Here is a 19,659-nt window from a genome sequence, read left to right as displayed (position 1 = left end):
ACGCGTGCGCGCTATGCGCTGAGGCGAAGCGGCCTGATTACTTGCCGCCGGCCTTGGGGCCGCCGAGGATGTTGAGCAGCTCGACCTCGAACACCAGCACCGAATTCGGCGGGATCGGACCGCCCGGGGTGCCCTTCTCGCCGTAGCCGAGCTTGCTCGGAATCCACAGCTTGTACTTGCTGCCGACCGGCATCAGCGCGATGCCTTCCTGCCAGCCCGGGACCACCTGCTGCAGCGGGAACTCGACCGGCTGGTTGCGATCGTAGGAGCTGTCGAACTGCTTGCCGTCGAGCAGCGTGCCCTTGTAATGCACCTGGACCACGTCGGTGGCCTTGGGCTTGGCGCCCTTGCCTTCGGTCAGCACCTGGTACTGCAGGCCCGAGGCGGTGGTGACCACGCCCGGCTTCTTGCCGTTGGTCGCCAGGAAGGCCTCGCCGTCGGTGAGGTTCTTCTTGGCTTCGGCCATCATCTTGGCGATCTGCTTGGCCTGGATCTTCTGCGCGAACGCGTCACGCACTTCCGCAGCCTGCTTCTCGTCCATCAGCGGCTTTTCGCCGGCCAGCGAGGTCTTCATCGCCTTGTTGATGGTGTCCAGGTCGATCTCGTCCTTGGCCATCTCCAGCGACTTGGCGATGTCCAGGCCGATCATGTAGCTGACCTGCTCTTTCTCGGTCGCCAGGCCGGGGATGTTCTTGACGTCGCCCTTGCCTTCGTCCTTGGCGGTCTCGGACTTGGTCGCGTCGGCTTTGCCGTCGGCTTTCTTGTCGCAGCCGGCGGCGAACAGGACCAGCGAGCCCACGGCGAGCGCGAGGGCGGTGTGACGCAGGAAGGGCTTCATCAAACGGAACTCCTGGTGGTGAGGCATGCCTGCTCGGTCATGCCGTATTGCATCGGGGGAGCCGCCAAGGTGCCAGCGGCCAGCTGAACGTTTCGCTTATCGCATGCCGCGCGGGTCCGGCGCCGTGACGCCGGACACCGACGGTATTTACAGGATTTCGACCAGTTCGACTTCGAAGCTCAGGGTCGCGTTGGGACCGATGCTCGGCGGCGCGCCCTTGGCGCCGTACGCCAGTGCGGCCGGGATCCAGAAGCGGAACTTGCCGCCGACCGGCATCATCGCCACGCCCTCGGACCAGCCCTGGATGACCTGATTGAGGCCGAAATCGGCCGGCTGGCCGCGGTCGTAGGAGCTGTCGAACACGGTGCCGTCGAGCAAGGTGCCCTTGTAGTGCACACGCACCCGGTCGCCGGGCTTGGGACGCGCGCCCGAACCCTGGCGCAGGACCATGTACTGCAGGCCCGACGGGGTCGTGAACACGCCCTTGACGGTCTTGTTCTTGGCCAGGAACGCAGCGCCCTCGGCGAGGTTCTTGTCGCCCACGGCGGCCGCTTCGGTTTCCATCTTCTTGCGCATGCGCTCGCTGAAAGCGGTCAGCACGGCCTTTTCCTCGACCTCGCTCAGCAGCGGCTTGCCCTCGCCGAGCACGGTGCGCACGGCCTGCATCAGCACCGGCACTTCGATCTCGGCTTTGATCGGCGCCAGCGAGGGCCCGACCATGTAACCGCCGACCAGCTGGGCGACCTTGTCTTTCGCCACTGCGGGCGGCGCCGGCGGCGGCGTGCCCGGCGCGGTGCCCGGCGCCGACTTGCCGTCGCGCGCGGCCACGCGCGCGCGCAGGGCCTGATCGGTCGCGCGCGCCTCGTCTTCGCTGATCAGCGGCTTGCCGCCGTCGAAGGTGTTGCGCACGGCCTTCTCGAACGCGGCCATGTCCAGATCGGGACCCACCGGCTTGATCGACTTGCCTACGTCCAGGCCGATCGCATAGCTGATCTTTTCGCGTTCGTTGGTCAGCACGGTCTTGTCCTGGGCAATGGCCGCCGTGCTGCTGAGCACGGCCGCGGTGGTGATGAGCGCAGCTGCGCCGCGCACGAAAGCCTTCATCGGGTCCCTACTCCTGTGTAATGGGCCTGTGTAACTTGCTTGTTTAAAACGTGCTTGTTCTGAACGTGCTTGTTCTGAACGTGCTTGTTTTAAGCGTGCTTGTTTAAAGGGATAGATCCACGCCCGGATGCAGGCGCAAGTCCGCCATTGTCGCGGGCTGCGCCCGAGTCGGCAATCGCGGCGAAAACGTCACGGTTTGCGAACCCGCGCGATCCTGCGCGGGCTCGAATCGTATGGATCGCTCACCCGGCCTTGGGCTTGGGCGCCTTCAGCGCGGCTTCGATCGCGGCGACCACGGTCGGGTCATCGGGCTTGATCTTGCTGCCGTAGCTGGCGATCAGCTTGCCGTCGCGGCCGATCAGGTATTTGTGGAAATTCCACTTCGGCGCTTCGCCGGCGCTGCGGGCCAGGTCCTGGTACAGCGGCGTGGCCTGATCGCCGATCACGTGCACCTTCTCGAACATCGGGAACTTGACCCCGTAGGTGAGCGTGCAGAACTCCTGGATCTGCTTCTCGTCCTCGAATTCCTGGGCCTTGAAGTCGCCCGAGGGGAAGCCGAGCACGGCGAAGCCCTTGCCCTTGTACTTGGCGTGCAGCGCTTCCAGGGCCTCGAACTGCGGGGTGAAACCGCATTTGCTGGCGGTATTGACCACCAAAACGACGTCGCCGCCGTAACTCTGGCGCAGATTCACCGCCTGTTTGCCGGCCAGGGGCCGGTAACTGCGGTCCAGCAAGGCGCCCGCGGCCGAGGCCAGGCCGGCGACCAGGAGCAGGGAAACGGCGGCCACAGCGGCCGTACGGCGGATTCGGGGGGCTGGGGCGGGCATGGCTGAAGCGGACATGGCGGGCTCGGACATGACGGGGGCCGGACGGCCGGTGGGCCAAGTATGACTTCAGTTGGGTCCGGCGGACTTGACCGGGCGTGTTTTGGTGTTATAGTTGCATACAACACCGGTCTACCAACGAGCAGGACGTTCGCCATGAACCGCAAGCTCCATAACTCGATCTCAGCCATCTTGGTCAGCGGCGCCACCATGGTGCTGGCCCTGGTCGCCGCCAATCCGGCCCTGCCGGAAGCCCCGACCGCCCTCCCCGTGGTCGCCCAGGCCGCAGCCGCACCGCTGTCCCTGAGCACCGAAACCATTGCCCGCCGCGCCGAAGCCCAGGCCGCCCAGCGCATCGAAGCCCGCGCCGAGCGGGTCGAGACCCTGGCCGACGCCGCGGCCCTGACCGCCGAACTGGCTACGGCCGTCGCCCTGGCCAACGCACTCGAAAACGTATCGGCCGCGGAGTCGGCCGACGACGAAAAACCGCATCGCAAAGCCCGGAAGGCCAAGCAGCGCAATCGCCAGGCCTTAGTCATGCCTTATTTCTCTTTCGCACCGCGGGGCTGAACCATGACCGCCATTCAATGGAGCGACGGCGCTCCCATCTACCGCCAGCTGAAGGAGCGCGTCGTCGCGATGATGCTCGACGGCGTGCTCAAGCCCGGCGACGCCCTGCCCTCTGTGCGGCAGGTCGCGGCCGAGTACCAGCTCAACCCCATCACCGTCTCGCGCGCCTACCAGGAACTGGCGGACGAGGCTCTAGTCGAAAAACGCCGAGGATTGGGCATGTACGTCACCGAAGAGGCTGCCAAGAAACTGCTGCTGAACGAACGCGAGCGGTTCCTGCGCGAAGAATGGCCGCTGGTGCTGGAACGCATCCTGCGACTGGGCCTGAGCACGGAAGAGCTCCTCACCGCCGGCAACGCCAAGGCGGGTGCGCAATGAACGCCGACACCCTCGCCAGCGTCTCCCACGTAGTCAGCGCCCGCGGTCTGCGCAAGGCCTATAAGAACAAGGTCGCGCTCGACAACACCGCGTTCGAGATCCCCGCCGGTCGCATCGTCGGTCTGATCGGCCCCAACGGCGCCGGCAAGACCACCGCGCTCAAGGCCATCCTCGGCCTGATCCCGTTCGAAGGCGACCTCAAGGTGCTGGGCCGCGACCCGCGCACCCAGCGCGACGAACTGATGCGCGACGTGTGCTTCATCGCCGACGTCGCGGTGCTGCCGCGCTGGATCCGGGTCAAGGAAGCCATCGAGTTCGTCGCCGGCGTGCACCCGCGCTTCGACCGCGCCAAGTGCGAACGCTTCCTCGCCGGCACCCAGCTCAAGCCCAACCTGCGGGTACGCGAACTGTCCAAGGGCATGATCGTGCAGCTGCACCTGGCCCTGGTGATGGCGATCGACGCCCGCCTGCTGGTGCTGGACGAACCGACCCTGGGCCTGGACATCCTCTACCGCAAGCAGTTCTACCAGCGCCTGCTGGAAGACTACTTCGACGAGGACAAGACCATCATCGTCACCACCCACCAGGTCGAGGAGATCGAACACATCCTCACCGACGTGATGTTCATCCGCGACGGCAAGGTCGTGCTCAACAGCGAGATGGAAATCCTCGGCGACCGCTTCGTCGAAGTGCTGGTCAACGCCGACAAGCTGGAGCAGGCGCGAGCGCTCAAGCCGCTCGACGAACGCGCCCTGCCCTTCGGCAAGACCGTGATGCTGTTCGACGGCGCGCCGCACGACCGCCTGGCCGAACTCGGCGAGACCCGAACGCCCGGCCTGGCCGATCTGTTCGTCGCCACCATGAAGGGGACCTACGCATGAACGCGCTCGACATCAACGCCGACCGCCCCGCTCCGCGCGCTGTCGCCGCGGTCCATCCCACCCATACCTTCCGGCTGCTGCTGCGGCGCGAATTCTGGGAGCACCGCGGCGGTTTCCTGTGGGCTCCGCTGCTGGCCGGCGCGATCTTCCTGCTGCTGGCGACCATGGGCATCGGCGTCGGCGAACTGGCCGCGCGCCGGGTCGCCAGCTCCAGCAACCACGCCATGATCAACACCGACGGCGGCAAGTTCGAGCTCAACGGACTGGACCTGTCGCGGCTGACCGAGAAGATGAGCGCCGACGACATGCGCGAACTCGGCGGCGCCGTCGACGGCATGCTGTTCATGGCCGGCAGCTGGCCGCTGATAGTGCTGGCCTTCGTGGTGTTCTTCTACTGCCTGGGCAGCCTCTACGACGAGCGCAAGGACCGCAGCGTGCTGTTCTGGAAATCGCTGCCGGTCTCCGACGGACAGACCGTGTTGTCCAAGGTCGCCAGCGCGACCCTGATGGCGCCGGCCCTGGCGGTGGCCGCCTCGATCGTGACCATGCTCGGCTTCCTGATCATCATGAGCGTGGCGGTGCTGTTCCACGGCGGCAACCCGATCGCCCTGCTGTGGGGACCGGGCAGCCCGTTCAAGGTCGGCCTGAACATGCTGGCCTGCATCCCGATCTACGCACTGTGGGCGCTGCCGACCGTCGGCTGGCTGATGCTCTGCTCATCCTGGGCCCGTAGCAAGCCGTTCCTGTGGGCGATCATGATCCCGCTGTTCGCCGGCATCTTCGTCTCCTGGTTCGACCTGATGCAGCTGTTCGACCTGGAAAGCGTCTGGTTCTGGAAGAACGTGGTCGGCCGCTCGCTGATCAGCGTGTTCCCCGCCACCTGGATCGACGCGGCGCACATCGGCGAAATCAGCGGCGACGGCCCCTCGGTGATCCACGAAGTCATCAACCTGCGCACCATGTACTCGGTGCTGGGCAGCGCCCAGCTCTGGATCGGCGCGGCCGCCGGCGCGGCCATGATCTTCGCCGCGGTCCGCCTGCGCCGCTGGCGCGACGAGGGTTGATCCCCGGCGCCGGCGCGGTCCGCCCCCGGACCGCGCCGAGCGCGACGCGATGCAACCCTCCTGGCTCGACCCGCATCTGAGTACGCGACGCCCGCCGCTCCGGCGGGTCCGACCCGACAGGAGTTCGTGATGCGTAAGCTCATCCTCGGTGTCCTCGCCCTGCTGCCGATGACGGTGCTGGCGCAGGACGGCCACTGCCAGCATTCCCAGGCCCGCGATCTGAAACTGGACCTGGCCGGCGCCAAGGCGGTGGTGTTCGACATCGGCCCGCACGAGCTGGAAGTCGTCACCGGCGCCCGCAGCGAGGTCCACGGCCGCGCCTGCGCCTCCGACGCCCGGTACCTGCCCGAACTCACCCTGACCCAGCACCGCGTCGGCGACAAACTGGTGGTGGTGGCGCAGCGCAGCCAGCGCTCCTGGTTCAACTTCGGCGGCAATCATTTCGCCTACCTGAAGCTGACCGCGACCGTGCCGGACAACCTGATGGTCCAGCTCAACGTCGGCTCCGGCGACGCCCGCGCCACCGGCGTGGCCGCGCTCAGCGCCGATGTCGGTTCCGGCGACGTCAAGGCCCAGCGCGTGCGCGGCCTGGTCACCGCCGACGTCGGCTCCGGCGACATCGTGCTCGACGACATCGGCGCGCTGCAGGTGGTGTCGGTCGGCTCGGGCGACCTCAAGGCCAGCCGGGTCGCGCGCGACGCCAAGGTCGGCGACATCGGCTCGGGCGACGTCGAGCTGCGCCAGGTCGGCGGCAATGTCGAGGTCGACGACATCGGCTCCGGCGACCTCGATGTCGACGGCGTGCGCGGCAACCTGCGCGTGCGCTCGGTCGGCAGCGGTTCGGTCGGCCACCGCGACATCGCCGGTTCGGTCGACGTACCGAAAGACGACGAATGATTTCCCTCACCCGCCATAGCCGCCGCCAGGACTCCGCCATGAAACTCGCCGCCGCTTTCGCCGCCATCATGATCGCCGCCACCCTCGCCGGTTGCGGCAGCCAGGACCGCATCGTGACGGGCAACAGCGTTCTCAACCACATCGAACTCGGCGACGACCGCATCAGCCTGCACGGCGATGGCGGCATCGCGGTCATCACCGATAAAGGCGATCTGAGCATCGAAGGCAAGGCGGTGAACCTGACGCCGGACCAGCGCGCTCAGGCCCAGCGCCTGTACACCAATGCGATCGGCGTGCGCGACGACGGCGTCGCGCTCGGCAAGGCCGGCGCCGGCATGGCCGGCAAGGCGGTCGGCAGCGCGATCGAGGGCCTGGTCAAGGGCGATCCGGGCAGCGCCGGCGACAAGATGGACGCCGAGGCCAACAACATGGCCCAGCAGGCCATGCGCCTGTGCAAGCGGGTGATCGAGATGCGCAAGGCCCAGGACAGCCTGGTCGAGACCCTGCCCGCCTTCAAGCCCTACGCCAACCTCAGCCAGGGCGACGTCATCGACTGCCAATCCTAATTCGAGCGCCGGTGCCCGCCGTTACTCCGGTGTTGCGGCGGGCACCCGCTCGAACCTCTCGCTTCGAACCGTAGCTTCGAAGCGAGTTCTGAGGTTCACCCAGCCGCGCCGTGTGCGCGAGCTTGCAGCGTTCGTTCCCGCGGCGTCCGAACCTCAGCCTCCGCCGCCTCCACCCGCGCCGTGGATGCCGCCGCGGGTCAGCGCGGCCGGGTCCAGCAGCCGGCGCAGTTCCTTCTCGGCCATGCCGGTCGCGGCGATCGCGACCTCCAGCACCGGCCGCCCTTCCTTGTAGGCCTGCTTGGCGATCGCAGCCGCCTTTTCGTAGCCGATGATGGGATTGAGCGCGGTGACCAGGATCGGGTTGCGGTCCAGGGCCTCGCGTACCCGATCCTCGCGCACCTTGAGCCCGGCGATCGCGCTGTCGGCGAGCAGGCGCATGGCGTTGGCGAGCAGCCGGATCGAGTCCAGCAGGTCGTAGGCGATCAGCGGCAGCATCACGTTGAGCTGGAAGTTGCCGCTCTGGCCGGCGACGGTGATCGCGGCGTGGTGGCCGATGACCTGGGCGCAGACCATGGCGGTGGCTTCCGGAATCACCGGATTGACCTTGCCCGGCATGATCGAGCTGCCCGGCTGCAGCGCCGGCAGTTCGATCTCGCCCAGGCCGGCGAGCGGGCCGGAGTTCATCCAGCGCAGATCGTTGGCGATCTTGGTCAGCGCCACCGCCAGCGTCGACAGCTGGCCCGACAGCTCGACCGCGTCGTCCTGCGCGGCCAGGCCTTCGAACTTGTCCGCGGCGGATTCGAACTTGGTCCCGGTCAGCGACGACAGGGCGCGCGCGACCGCCTTGCCGAAGCGCGGGTCGGCGTTGATGCCGGTGCCGATCGCGGTGCCGCCGATCGGCAGCCGGCGCAGGCGTTTGAGGCTGTCCTCGATGCGCTCCTGGGCCGAACTCAGCTGCGCCGCCCAGGCACCGAACTCCTGGCCGAAGGTCAGCGGCATCGCATCCATCAGATGGGTGCGGCCGGTCTTGGTGATCTTGGCCAGGCTCTTGGCGCGGCGCTCGATGGTCTTGCGCAAGTGCTTGAGCGCCGGCAGCAGCGATTCGGCGGTGGCCAGCTTGGCCGACACCCGGATGGCGGTCGGGATTACGTCGTTGGAACTCTGGCCCAGGTTGACGTGGTCGTTGGGGTGGATGCGGACTTTGCCCGTGCGCGAGGCCAGGGTCGCGATCACCTCGTTGGCGTTCATGTTGCTGGAGGTGCCCGAGCCGGTCTGGAACACGTCGATCGGGAACTGGGCATCGTGGCGGCCGCCGGCGACGTCGAGCGCGGCGGCGTGGATGGCCCGCCACTGGCCTTCGTCCAGCAGTTCCAGGCCGCCGTTGACCTCGGCCGCCGCGGCCTTGACGTAGGCCAGGGCGCGGATGAACTCGCGCGGCATGGGCACGCCGGAAATCGGGAAGTTCTGCACGGCGCGCTGGGTCTGCGCGCCCCAGAGCGCGGCCGCGGGGACGCGCAACTCGCCCATGCTGTCGTGCTCCAGGCGGAAGGCCGGCTCGGCGGCGGAGGGCTGCTTCGGCGCGGATCGGGCCGGGGTCTTGCGTTGGGTCGCCATTGCCAACTCCATGGAATCGTGGGGGTTGCGAGCCGTGGCGGCGCGCGGGCGGAACGGCCGGCGCGAGGCCACGTCGATGAGGTCGGGTGCGCGGCCGGTCGAAACAAGGGCCGCGCAGGAGGCTGGCATCGGACATCGCTGGCGACCGCCATGATGGCCGCCGCGCCCGCGGGCGTCGAGTGCGGGCGGCCCGAACCGGGCAGCCCGAACCGGCGGCCGCGGCGGCGCCGTACTGCGCGGTCCGGACGGGCCAAACCGGCGGGCTGTTAGAATGTTCGACTGTTTCCCGCCCTGCCCCGACATGTCCGCCGACCCCAACGCCCAGCTGCTCGCCCTTTCCCCGCTCGACGGCCGCTACGCCGGCAAGGTCGACGCGCTGCGCCCGATCTTCTCCGAATTCGGCCTGATCAAGGCCCGGGTCAAGGTCGAGGTGGAATGGCTGCTGGCGCTGGCCGAGGAGCCGGGCATCGCCGAACTGGCGCCGTTCTCCGCCGCCGCCGCCGCGCGCCTGCGCGCGCTCGCCGCCGACCTGTCGGTCGCGGACGCGGCCCGGGTCAAGGAGATCGAGCGCACCACCAACCACGACGTCAAGGCGGTCGAGTACCTGATCAAGGAACGCCTCAAGGACGACGCCGAGCTGGGCCCGGCCCTGGAGTTCGTGCACTTCGCCTGCACCAGCGAGGACATCAACAACCTCAGCTACGCGCTGATGCTCAGCGAAGCGCGCCAGCACGTGCTGCTGCCCAAGCTGGACCAGCTGATCCAGGTGCTGCGCACGATGGCGCACGAACACGCTGCGCTGCCGATGCTGTCGCGCACCCACGGCCAGACCGCCTCGCCGACCACGGTCGGCAAGGAAATCGCCAATGTGGTCGCGCGCCTGCTGCGCCAGGGCGAAACCCTGGCCGGGGCGCCGATGCCGGGCAAGATCAACGGCGCGGTCGGCAACTACAACGCCCACGTCGCGGCCTATCCGGACATCGACTGGCCGGCGTTCTCGCAGCGCTTCGTGACTTCGCTGGGCCTGGACTGGCAGCCCTACACCACCCAGATCGAGCCGCACGACGGCATCGCCGAGATCTGCGACGCGCAGCGCCGCATCGACACCATCTGCATCGATCTGTGCCGCGACGTCTGGGGCTACATCTCGCTGGGCTACTTCAAGCAGGCGGTCAAGGCCGGCGAAGTCGGCAGCTCGACCATGCCGCACAAGGTCAACCCGATCGACTTTGAGAACGCCGAGGGCAACTTCGGCATCGCCAACGCGCTGTTCGAGCATTTCGCCGCCAAGCTGCCGATCAGCCGCTGGCAGCGCGACCTCACCGACTCGACCGTGCTGCGCGCGCTCGGCACCGCGTTCGGCCACGCCCTGATCGGCTACGACGCCCTGTTGCGCGGCCTGGGCAAGCTCAGCGCCAACCCCGAGCGGCTGGCCGCCGACCTCGACGCGGCCTGGGAAGTGCTGGCCGAAGCCGTGCAGACTGTGATGCGCCGCCACGGCCTGCCCAGCCCCTACGAGCAACTCAAGGCGCTGACCCGCGGCCAGGGCATCAACGAAGCCTCGATGCGCGAATTCATCGCCGGCCTGGACCTGCCGGCCGCCGACAAGCAACGCCTGCTGGCGATGACGCCCGGCAGCTACAGCGGCCTGGCCGAGCGCCTGGCGCGCGAGATCTGACTGGACGGAGGCGACTGCCATGGCAGACAACCGCGGCTGGACCCTGGCCGAGCATCGCGCCGACGACGGCCTGTCGTTGATGCGGCTCAAGCGTTTCGAGCGCGGTTTCGATTTCCGCGCCTACCCGGAGCGCTTGAACCTGATCTGGGCCTATCAGGACGACCGCAGCATCGGCACCGCCTCGCCGGCCGAACTGGAAGCGATGCAGCGCTTCGAGGATCGGGTCTGCGAACGCATCGAGAGCGCGGGCCACAGCCTGCTGGCGATCGTGTTCACCGAACCCGATCATCGCGAGTACGTGTTCCACACTCGCGACGTCGAAGCCTTCGTCGGCGTGCTCAACGCGATGCCGCAGGAAGCCACGCCCTATCCGATCGAGATCGACCGCGAGAGCGATCCGAACGGCGAGTTCTACCGTTCCTTCGCCGAAGCGATCGGCCTGCGCTGAAGCGGGCCCGCACCGAATCCGCGCTATGACGACGACGATGCGGCTGCTGCTCAATCTCGACGTCTCCGACCTGGCCGCGGCCGAAGCCTTCTACGTCGCCGCCTTCGGCCTGCGCCCGGCGCGCCGCCTCGGCGACGGCGTGCTGGAGCTCGACGGCGCGCAGGTACCGATCTATCTGTTGCGCAAGCCCGCCGGCAGCGCCGGCGCCAACGGTTCGGTGCGCGACTACGTGCGCCATTGGACGCCGCTGCACGTGGACGTGGTCGTCGACGACCTGGACGCCGCGCTGGCACGCGCGCTCGCGGCCGGGGCGATCCAGGAAGGCGCGATCCGCGAGGCCGCCTGGGGCCGGATCGTGCAGCTCGCCGACCCGTTCGGGCACGGCTGGTGCCTGCTGCAGTTCCTCGGCCGCGGTTACGACGAGATCGCGGGCTAGCGCCGAGGGCCCCTGCCCCGATCTTCATCGCCGCATGAGCGACAATGGCGCAATCCGCGTGGCGCGCCGCGCCACCGCTACGAGCCCGTCCGCCCCATGGCCAAGAAATCCCCCGCCGCACCTGCCGGCCCGTCCAAATCCGCCGCGATCGAAGTCGACGCCGCCCGCCTGCCGCCGCTGGGCATGCCGGCCGAAACCTTCCTGCGCGATTACTGGCAGAAGCGCCCGCTGCTGATCCGCAACGCCTTCCCCGGCCTGGTCTCGCCGCTGGAACCCGAGGACCTGGCCGGCCTGGCCTGCGAAGAGGCGGCACTGTCGCGCCTGATCCAGCACGACCGCGCCAGCGACGTCTATTCGCTGCGCCACGGCCCCTTCGACGAAGCCGAATTCCCGGGCCTGCCGCAACAGGACTGGACCCTGCTGGTGCAGGACGTGGACAAGTGGGACGCCGACGTAGCCGCGCTGCTGCCCGCGTTCGACTTCCTGCCGCGCTGGCGCGTCGACGACATCATGGTGTCGTTCGCGGCGCCCGGCGGCTCGGTCGGCGCCCACGTCGACCAGTACGACGTGTTCCTGCTGCAGGCCCAGGGCCACCGGCGCTGGCAGATCGACGCGAGGCCCAATCCGCCGCAGGACTTCCGCCCCGACGCCGAACTCAAGCTGCTGCGCGAGTTCAGCCCCAGTCACGACTGGGTGCTGGGCCCGGGCGACATGCTGTATCTGCCGCCGGGCGTGCCGCACCACGGCGTCGCCGAGGACGCCTGCCTGACCTTCTCGGTCGGCATGCGTGCGCCCTCGGCCGCCGAGCTGATGGGCGACTACATCGATACCCTGGCCGCCGAGGCCGACGAGTCGCTGCGCTACCGCGACCCCGACCTGAGCCCGCCGGCCGACCCGGCCGAGATCGACGCCGCCGCCATGACCCGCGTGGTCGAAGCCCTGAACGCCTTGCGCATGAACGACCCCGACCGCCTCGGCGACTGGTTCGGCCGCTTCATCACCGTCTACCGCGCCGCCGGCGAGGTCCAGCCCGGCGGCGACGCGCGTTCGCGCATCGAGATCGAATGGGACCTGCAGCACGGCGCGCAACTGCTGCGCCATCCCTGGTCGCGCATGGCCTGGCGCAAGGCCGCACGCGGCGCGCGTTTGTACGTGAGCGGCCAGGAGCGCGCCCTATCGGCGCGCGATGCCCAGCGCATCGCCAACGCCGCCAGCCTGGACGGCGCCGCCTACGCGGCCTTGTCCGAAGCCGGCCGCGATGCGGTCATCGACCTTTACGCGGGCGGCCACTACCGCCTGCATCTGGACGACGGCGAAGAGGAATGAGCATGAGCGGCACGGCCTTCCGTATCGAAACCGTCGCTGCGGACGCCTACGCCGCGACCTTGCCGGAGCTGCGCGCGGTGCGCGAGGCGGTGTTCGTGCGCGAGCAGAACGTGCCGGTGCAGATCGAACTCGACGCCCTCGACCCGCTGTGCCGGCACGTGCTGGCGCGCGACCCGGACGGCCGCGTCATCGGCACCGGCCGCCTCACTCCGGAACGCAGCCTGGGCCGGCTGGCGGTGCTGGCCGACTGGCGCGGCCGCGGCGTCGGCGAGGCCCTGCTGCGGGCCCTCGTGGCCCTGGCCGCGGAACTGGGCTGGCGCGAGCTGAGCCTGCACGCCCAGGTCCAGACCATCGGCTTCTACGCCCGCCACGGCTTCCTGCCCTATGGCGAACGCTTCGTCGTGGCCGGCATCGACCACCAGGCCATGCGCCTGCTGCCGGACGCGATCAACCCGGTGGAGTCGCGCGACGCCGCCCTGGCGGCCTGGCAGGGCGTGGTCGCCGGCGCACGCCGGCAGCTGTCGATCTACACCCGCGAGCTCGATCCCGGCCTGCTCGACCAGCCCGAGGTCGTGGCCGCGCTGCGCCGCCACGCCACCGCCGGCGGCCAGATCCGGATCCTGCTGCAGGACCCGGCCGCGCCGCAGCGCGCGATCGCTCCGCTGTTGAACCTGGGCCAGCGCCTGACCACCGCCTTCGAATTCCGCGCCATCGAGGAGCCGGTCGACCGCGGCTACCCCTCGGCCTATGTCTTCAACGATGCCGGCGGCTGGTATTTCCGTGCGCTGGGGCACCGTTTCGAAGGCGAAACCCGGCTCGACGCGCCGGCGCGGGCGCGCCAGCTGCGCGCTCATTTCGATCCGGTCTGGGAACGCGCCCGCTCGTGCAGCGAGTACCGCGCGCTCGGGATCTGAGCGCGCGGCTCGATGCGGGCCCGGCGCAGCACCGTGTTCGACGCCTCCGATTCGAAAGGCGCTGCAGGACAGGTGTCGCGACCGTGGCCGACGCCCAAGGCCAGCCCCGTCCTGAGTCCGCGCTAAACCGCGACGCCACGGCCCGCGCCTGCCCGCGCGGCTTGAATCCCGCATCGCCAGCCCAAGATTTCCAGGGCTTGCCGCAATGGCCGTTTCGACGGTCCGGACCGGCCGGCGGCCGGAAATCGAACGAAATCTGTCGCTTAGACCTAAGTAGTTATGCCGCTGGGCTTAACACTACCGCTATAATTCCGATCCTATGTCCGCGCAAAGCGTCGAACGCACGCGTGCGACTCCAATTCCGCCCCCTAGAGTTTCCCGATAACCATCGTGGACAGCCTCCTGAAGCAGTTCTCCCAGTCCTCGCAACTCGGCGCCAACGCCGCCTTCATCGAAGACCTGTACGAGCAGTACCTGGTCGATCCCGACAGCGTCGGGCCGAAATGGAAGGCTTACTTCGACGGTTTCAAAGGCCGTGAAGCCGGAGACGTGCCGCATTCGGCCGCCATCGACTCCATCGCCCAGGCCAGCCGGGCGGCCGCGCGCGGCCTGCTCAACGGCAGCGCCGCGACGACCGGCGCCGGTCCCGGCGACGAACGCGAACGCGGGGTCGGCAAGCTGATCACCGCCTACCGTTCGCGCGGCCATCTCGCCGCCGACATCGACCCGCTGGGCCTGCTGGAGAAGCCCGACGCGCCGGATCTGGCGCTGGGCTTCCACCGCCTGTCCGAAAGCGACCTGGCCGGCGAGTTCAGCACCGGTGGCGTGGCCGGCAAGGAACGCATGAAGCTGGGCGACCTGGTCGCCCTGCTCAAGGCGACCTACACCGGTCCGATCGGCGCCGAGTTCATGCACATCGCCGACGCCGAACAGCGTCGCTGGATGTACGAGCGCCTGGAAACCGCGGCCGGCAATTACGGCCGCAGCGCCGCCGACAAGCAGCGCATCCTCGAGCGCCTGACCGCGGCCGACGGCCTGGAACGCTACCTGGGCACCAAGTACGTCGGCCAGAAGCGCTTCTCGCTGGAAGGCGGCGACGCCCTGATCCCGCTGATGGACACCACCATCCGCCGCGCCGGCGAGCACGGCGCCCAGGACGTGGTTATCGGCATGGCCCACCGCGGCCGCCTCAACGTTCTGGTCAACACCCTGGGCAAGCCGCCGCGCAAGCTGTTCGACGAGTTCGAAGGCAAGTTCGAGCATATCGAGGGCGACCTCGCGCACACCGGCGACGTCAAATACCACATGGGCTTCAGCGCCGACGTCGCCACTCCCGGCGGCCCGGTCCACCTGGCCCTGGCGTTCAACCCCTCGCACCTGGAAATCGTCAACCCGGTGGTCGCCGGCAGCGTGCGTTCGCGCCAGACCCGCCGCGGCGACCAGGGCCGCAACCAGGTCCTGCCGATCCTGCTGCACGGCGACGCCGCGTTCGCCGGCCAGGGCGTGGGCATGGAACTGCTGCAGATGTCGCAGGCGCGCGGTTTCGCGGTCGGCGGCACGCTCCACATCGTGATCAACAACCAGGTCGGCTTCACCACCAGCGAACGCCAGGACGCGCGCTCCACGCTGTACTGCACCGACGTGGCCAAGATGGTCGGCGCGCCGGTGCTGCACGTGAACGGCGACAACCCCGAGGCCGTGGTGTTCTGCGCCGAGCTGGCGCTGGACTTCCGCAACCGCTTCGGCCGCGACGTGGTCATCGACCTGGTCTGCTACCGCCGCCACGGCCACAACGAGGCCGACGAGCCGGCGGCCACCCAGCCGCTGATGTACCAGGTGATCCGCAAGCACAAGACCCCGCGCGAACTCTACGCCGACCAGCTGATCGCCGAAGGCACGCTGCAGGCCGCCGACGCGCAGGCGCTGGTCGACGGCTACCGCGACAAGCTCGACCAGGGCGCGGTCACCACCGAACTGGTGGAGGTCAAGCCCGACGAGTTCACCATCGACTGGTCCAAGTACCTGTCGGGCAAGCTCGGCGACCCGGTCGACACCACTTTCGAGCGCGCCAGGCTCGACCAGCTGGCCGTGCAGATCAACACCATTCCCGACGCGGTCAAGCTGCACGCGCGCGTGGCCAAGATCTACGACGACCGCCGCAAGATGGCCGCCGGCGAACTGGCCGGCGACCGGGGCTTCGCCGAGAACCTGGCCTACGCCACGCTGATGAGCGAAGGCTACAAGCTGCGCCTGGTCGGCCAGGACAGCGGCCGCGGCACCTTCTTCCACCGTCACGCGATCCTGCACGACCAGGCCACCGACGCCTATTACCTGCCGCTGCGCGAGCTGGTGAAGACGCCGACCGACGTGACCATCATCGACTCGCTGCTCAGCGAAGAAGCGGTGATGGCGTTCGAGTACGGCTACTCGACCGCCGATCCCATGACCCTGGACATCTGGGAAGCGCAGTTCGGCGACTTCGCCAACGGCGCCCAGGTCGTGATCGACCAGTTCCTGTCCTCGGGCGAAGCCAAGTGGGGCCGCCTGTGCGGCCTGGCGCTGTTCCTGCCGCACGGTTACGAAGGCCAGGGCCCGGAGCACAGCTCCGCGCGCCTGGAGCGCTTCCTGCAGCTGTGCGCGCTGGAGAACATGCTGGTGTGCGCGCCGACCACCCCGGCCCAGGCGTACCACATGATCCGCCGCCAGATGCACATGAGCACGCGCAAGCCGCTCGTGGTGATGACGCCCAAGTCGCTGCTGCGCCACAAGCTGGCGGTGTCGAGCCTGGACGACCTGGCCCAGGGCGAATTCCAGCACCTGATTCCGGATGCGTCGGCCAACCCGAAGAAGGTCAAGCGGGTCGTGGTCTGCTCGGGCAAGGTCTACTACGACCTGCTCGAAGAGTCGCAGAAGCAGGGCCTGGAAGACGTCGCCCTGCTCCGCGTCGAGCAGCTGTATCCGTTCCCGCGTCAGGCCCTGGCCGAAGAGCTCAAGCGCTACGCCGCGGCCAAGGACGTGGTCTGGTGCCAGGAAGAGCCGCAGAACCAGGGCGCGTGGTACCAGATCCGCCACCACCTCGCCGCCTGCCTGGCGCCGAAGCAGGCCCTGCACTACGCCGGTCGCGCGCGTTCGCCGTCGCCGGCGGCGGGCCACCTGGCCGACCACGTCGCCGAGCAGACCAAGCTGGTCGCCGACGCTCTGGTCGATTCGCTGCACGGTGAGGCCAGCGCCGAGTAATCGGCGCCGGTCCCGCTACGACATTCCGCTACCCACATAACAATCAAGCAAGCCAGGATGCCCACCCCATGAGCACCGAGATCAAAGTCCCCGTCCTGCCCGAGTCCGTCTCCGACGCCACTATCGCCACGTGGCACAAGAAGCCGGGCGATGCGGTCAAGCGCGACGAGAACCTGGTCGACCTCGAAACCGACAAAGTCGTGCTCGAAGTCCCCTCGCCGGTCGACGGCGTGCTCAAGGAAATCAAGTTCGAGGAAGGCGCCACCGTGACCAGCTCGCAGCTGATCGCGATCGTCGAAGCCGGCGCCGCCGCCGCCGCGCCCGCCGCAGCCGCTGCGCCGGCCGCCGCCAAGGCCGATTCGGCCCCGGCCGCCGGCGCCCAGCCGATCGCCCCGAAGGCCGAGGCGGCCAAGGTACCGGCCGGCAACGACCAGCTGCCGCCGGGCGCGCGCTTCACCGCGAACAAGGAAGGCATCGACGCCTCCCAGGTCGAAGGCACCGGCCGCAAGGGCGCGGTGACCAAGGAAGACATCCTCAACTACGCCAAGTCCGGCGGCGTCGGCAATGCCGCCGGCGCGCGCGCGGAAGAGCGCGTGCCGATGACCCGCATCCGCGCCCGCATCGCCGAGCGCCTGATGCAGTCGAAGAACTCGATCGCGATGCTGACCTCGTTCAACGAGGTCAACCTCGGCAAGGTCATGGCCATGCGCAAGGAGCTGGGCGAGTCCTTCGAGAAGGCCAACGGCGTCAAGCTCGGCTTCATGAGCTTCTTCGCCAAGGCCGCCGCCAACGCGCTGCAGCGCCACCCGGTGGTCAACGCCTCGGTCGACGGCAACGACATCGTCTATCACGGCTATGCCGACATCTCGATCGCCGTGTCCACCGACAAGGGCCTGGTCACGCCGGTGCTGCGCAACGTCGAGCGCATGGGCTTCGCCGACGTCGAGAAGGCCATCGGCGATTACGCCAAGAAGGCCCGCGACGGCAAGCTGGCGCTGGAAGATCTGCAGGGCGGCACCTTCACCATCACCAACGGCGGCACCTTCGGCTCGCTGATGTCGACCCCGATCGTGAACCCGCCGCAGTCGGCGATCCTGGGCATGCACGCGATCAAGGAACGCGCGATCGTCGAGAACGGCGCCGTGATCGCCGCGCCGATGATGTACATCGCGCTGTCCTACGACCACCGCATCATCGACGGCAAGGACGCGGTGCTGTTCCTGGTCGACATCAAGAACCAGCTGGAAAATCCGCACCGCATGCTGCTGGGCATGTAATGCCCAGCCGGGATTCGGGATTGGGGATTCGGGATTCGCAAGGGCAACAGCGCCATGCGAATTTCTTTCCAGTCCCGAGCTCCCGGCGCTTCTGCGGCAACCTTCGCGGGACCGGAATTCGCAGCGCTGACACGCTTTGAACGAATCCCGAATCCCGAATCCCGAATCCCTGAGCGAATGAAATGAGCGAACAATTCGACGTAGTCGTCATCGGCGCCGGCCCGGCCGGCTATCACGCCGCCATCCGCGCCGCCCAGCTCGGTCTGAAGACCGCCTGCATCGACGCCGCGCTCGGCAAGGACGGCAAGCCCGCCCTCGGCGGCACCTGCCTGCGCGTGGGCTGCATTCCGTCCAAGGCCCTGCTCGACAGCTCGCGCCAGTTCTGGAACCTGCAGCACCTGTTCGGCGAACATGGCATCACCACCGACAACGCCAAGATCGACGTCGCGACCATGATCGGCCGCAAGGACAAGATCGTGAAGCAGTTCACCGGCGGCATCGCGATGCTGTTCAAGGCCAACAAGATCGCCCCGTACTACGGCTTCGGCACCCTGCACCCGGGCAACGTGGTCAAGGTCAAGCAGCACGACGGTTCGGAAGTCGAGCTCAAGGGCACCAACGTCATCATCGCCGCCGGTTCGGATTCGATCGAGCTGCCGTTCGCCAAGTTCGACGGGGACAAGGTCGTCGACAACGTCGGCGCGCTGGACTTCACCGAGGTGCCCAAGCGCCTGGGCGTGATCGGCGCCGGCGTGATCGGCCTGGAACTGGGCAGCGTGTGGAAGCGCCTGGGTTCGGAAGTGACCGTGCTCGAAGCCCTGCCCGACTTCCTCGCCGCCGCCGATGCCGAGGTCGCCAAGACCGCGGCCAAGGAATTCAAGAAGCAGGGCCTGGACATCAAGCTCGGCGCCAAGGTGAGCAAGGCCGAGATCAAGAAGGACGGCGTCCACCTGACCTACAACGACGGCAAGGCCGACCAACAACTCGTGGTCGACAAGCTGCTGGTGGCCGTCGGCCGCCGCGCCGCCTCCAAGGGCCTGCTGGCCGAAGGTACCGGCGTCAAGATCAACGAGCGCGGCCAGATCGAAGTCGACGAGCATTGCCACACCGGCGTCGACGGCGTGTGGGCGGTCGGCGACTGCGTGCGCGGCCCGATGCTGGCGCACAAGGGCTTCGAGGAAGGCATCGCGGTCGCCGAGCTGATCGCCGGCCTGCCGGGCCACGTCAACCTCGACACGGTGCCGTGGGTGATCTACACCGAGCCGGAAATCGCCTGGGTCGGCAAGACCGAGCAGCAGCTCAAGGCCGAAGGCGTGCCCTACAAGACCGGCAGCTTCCCGTTCGCGGCGATCGGCCGTGCGGTCGCCATGGGCGAGCCGGCCGGCTTCGTCAAGGTGATCGCGCACGCCGAAACCGACCGCGTCCTCGGCCTGCACCTGGTCGGCGTCGGCGTGTCGGAGCTCGTCCACGAAGGCGTGCTGACCATGGAGTTCAACGGCTCCGCCGACGACCTCGCCCGCATCTGCCACGCCCACCCGACCCTGTCGGAAGCGATCCACGACGCGGCGATGGCGGTCGACAAGCGCGCGATCCACAAGGCCAACTGA

Annotated in this window: 18 protein-coding genes; 14 read left to right on the top strand and 4 right to left on the bottom strand. The window is 68.4% G+C overall.

Annotation, left to right across the window (positions count from 1 at the left end; genetic code table 11):
- Positions 1 to 37: 37 nt before the first annotated feature.
- The 3 genes from ASE10_RS13240 to ASE10_RS13230 all read right to left on the bottom strand — a co-directional run bounded on the left by ASE10_RS13240 (position 38) and on the right by ASE10_RS13230 (position 2,769).
- Positions 38 to 838 carry an FKBP-type peptidyl-prolyl cis-trans isomerase gene (locus ASE10_RS13240; protein ID WP_055906561.1) on the bottom strand — a complete coding sequence of 267 codons (801 nt, stop codon included), beginning with the start codon at positions 836 to 838 and terminating at the stop codon, positions 38 to 40.
- A gap of 147 nt (positions 839 to 985) precedes the next feature.
- Positions 986 to 1,942 (bottom strand): FKBP-type peptidyl-prolyl cis-trans isomerase, encoded by a 957-nt coding sequence (locus tag ASE10_RS13235; protein ID WP_055906558.1) that lies wholly within the window; start codon positions 1,940 to 1,942, stop codon positions 986 to 988.
- Positions 1,943 to 2,184: 242 nt separating this feature from the next.
- Complete coding sequence (locus tag ASE10_RS13230; RefSeq protein ID WP_082559819.1) at positions 2,185 to 2,769, bottom strand: glutathione peroxidase; 585 nt, start codon at positions 2,767 to 2,769, stop codon at positions 2,185 to 2,187.
- A 153-nt stretch (positions 2,770 to 2,922) separates the two neighbouring features.
- Between ASE10_RS13230 and ASE10_RS13225 the strand changes: the two genes are divergently transcribed.
- The 6 genes from ASE10_RS13225 to ASE10_RS13200 all read left to right on the top strand — a co-directional run bounded on the left by ASE10_RS13225 (position 2,923) and on the right by ASE10_RS13200 (position 7,122).
- Complete coding sequence (locus tag ASE10_RS13225) at positions 2,923 to 3,336, top strand: hypothetical protein (RefSeq protein WP_055906556.1); 414 nt, start codon at positions 2,923 to 2,925, stop codon at positions 3,334 to 3,336.
- Between the two features lie 3 nt (positions 3,337 to 3,339).
- Positions 3,340 to 3,714 (top strand): GntR family transcriptional regulator, encoded by a 375-nt coding sequence (locus tag ASE10_RS13220; protein ID WP_055906553.1) that lies wholly within the window; start codon positions 3,340 to 3,342, stop codon positions 3,712 to 3,714.
- A complete protein-coding gene (locus ASE10_RS13215; protein WP_055906550.1) occupies positions 3,711 to 4,595 on the top strand; it encodes an ABC transporter ATP-binding protein in 885 nt (294 codons plus the stop codon). The genes ASE10_RS13220 and ASE10_RS13215 overlap by 4 nt, the downstream gene beginning before the upstream one ends.
- Complete coding sequence (locus ASE10_RS13210; protein ID WP_055906547.1) at positions 4,592 to 5,659, top strand: hypothetical protein; 1,068 nt, start codon at positions 4,592 to 4,594, stop codon at positions 5,657 to 5,659. The genes ASE10_RS13215 and ASE10_RS13210 overlap by 4 nt, the downstream gene beginning before the upstream one ends.
- 129 nt (positions 5,660 to 5,788) lie before the next feature.
- Positions 5,789 to 6,556, top strand: a complete 768-nt coding sequence (locus ASE10_RS13205) for a DUF4097 family beta strand repeat-containing protein (RefSeq protein ID WP_200945864.1) — start codon at positions 5,789 to 5,791, stop codon at positions 6,554 to 6,556.
- Between the two features lie 38 nt (positions 6,557 to 6,594).
- Positions 6,595 to 7,122: a hypothetical protein gene (locus ASE10_RS13200; RefSeq protein ID WP_156087765.1), complete on the top strand. Its 528-nt coding sequence runs from the start codon at positions 6,595 to 6,597 to the stop codon at positions 7,120 to 7,122.
- A gap of 153 nt (positions 7,123 to 7,275) precedes the next feature.
- Here the strand turns inward: ASE10_RS13200 and ASE10_RS13195 are convergent, their stop codons facing one another.
- On the bottom strand, positions 7,276 to 8,736 hold the full coding sequence (locus ASE10_RS13195) for a class II fumarate hydratase (RefSeq protein ID WP_082586110.1): 1,461 nt from the start codon (positions 8,734 to 8,736) through the stop codon (positions 7,276 to 7,278).
- A 301-nt stretch (positions 8,737 to 9,037) separates the two neighbouring features.
- On the opposite strand from ASE10_RS13195, the gene purB reads away from it, so the two are divergent.
- From purB to lpdA, 8 genes are all read left to right on the top strand, one after another.
- Complete coding sequence (gene purB, locus ASE10_RS13190) at positions 9,038 to 10,414, top strand: adenylosuccinate lyase (RefSeq protein ID WP_055907140.1); 1,377 nt, start codon at positions 9,038 to 9,040, stop codon at positions 10,412 to 10,414.
- A 19-nt stretch (positions 10,415 to 10,433) separates the two neighbouring features.
- A complete protein-coding gene (locus ASE10_RS13185) occupies positions 10,434 to 10,862 on the top strand; it encodes a DUF695 domain-containing protein (RefSeq protein ID WP_055906538.1) in 429 nt (142 codons plus the stop codon).
- Positions 10,863 to 10,887: 25 nt separating this feature from the next.
- On the top strand, positions 10,888 to 11,298 hold the full coding sequence (locus tag ASE10_RS13180) for a VOC family protein (RefSeq protein ID WP_235565865.1): 411 nt from the start codon (positions 10,888 to 10,890) through the stop codon (positions 11,296 to 11,298).
- A 183-nt stretch (positions 11,299 to 11,481) separates the two neighbouring features.
- On the top strand, positions 11,482 to 12,624 hold the full coding sequence (locus ASE10_RS13175; RefSeq protein ID WP_235565874.1) for a cupin domain-containing protein: 1,143 nt from the start codon (positions 11,482 to 11,484) through the stop codon (positions 12,622 to 12,624).
- Between the two features lie 2 nt (positions 12,625 to 12,626).
- Positions 12,627 to 13,538 (top strand): GNAT family N-acetyltransferase, encoded by a 912-nt coding sequence (locus tag ASE10_RS13170; protein ID WP_055906530.1) that lies wholly within the window; start codon positions 12,627 to 12,629, stop codon positions 13,536 to 13,538.
- Positions 13,539 to 13,928: 390 nt separating this feature from the next.
- Complete coding sequence (locus ASE10_RS13165; protein WP_056306788.1) at positions 13,929 to 16,775, top strand: 2-oxoglutarate dehydrogenase E1 component; 2,847 nt, start codon at positions 13,929 to 13,931, stop codon at positions 16,773 to 16,775.
- A gap of 68 nt (positions 16,776 to 16,843) precedes the next feature.
- Positions 16,844 to 18,052: a dihydrolipoyllysine-residue succinyltransferase gene (sucB, locus tag ASE10_RS13160; RefSeq protein WP_055906524.1), complete on the top strand. Its 1,209-nt coding sequence runs from the start codon at positions 16,844 to 16,846 to the stop codon at positions 18,050 to 18,052.
- A 182-nt stretch (positions 18,053 to 18,234) separates the two neighbouring features.
- A complete protein-coding gene (lpdA, locus tag ASE10_RS13155; protein ID WP_055906522.1) occupies positions 18,235 to 19,659 on the top strand; it encodes a dihydrolipoyl dehydrogenase in 1,425 nt (474 codons plus the stop codon).

Source organism: Lysobacter sp. Root76 (assembly GCF_001428685.1).
Lineage (GTDB): Bacteria > Pseudomonadota > Gammaproteobacteria > Xanthomonadales > Xanthomonadaceae > Lysobacter.
Note: the sequence above shows the minus strand (reverse complement) of the source record. Positions and strands in the feature narration are given on the sequence as shown.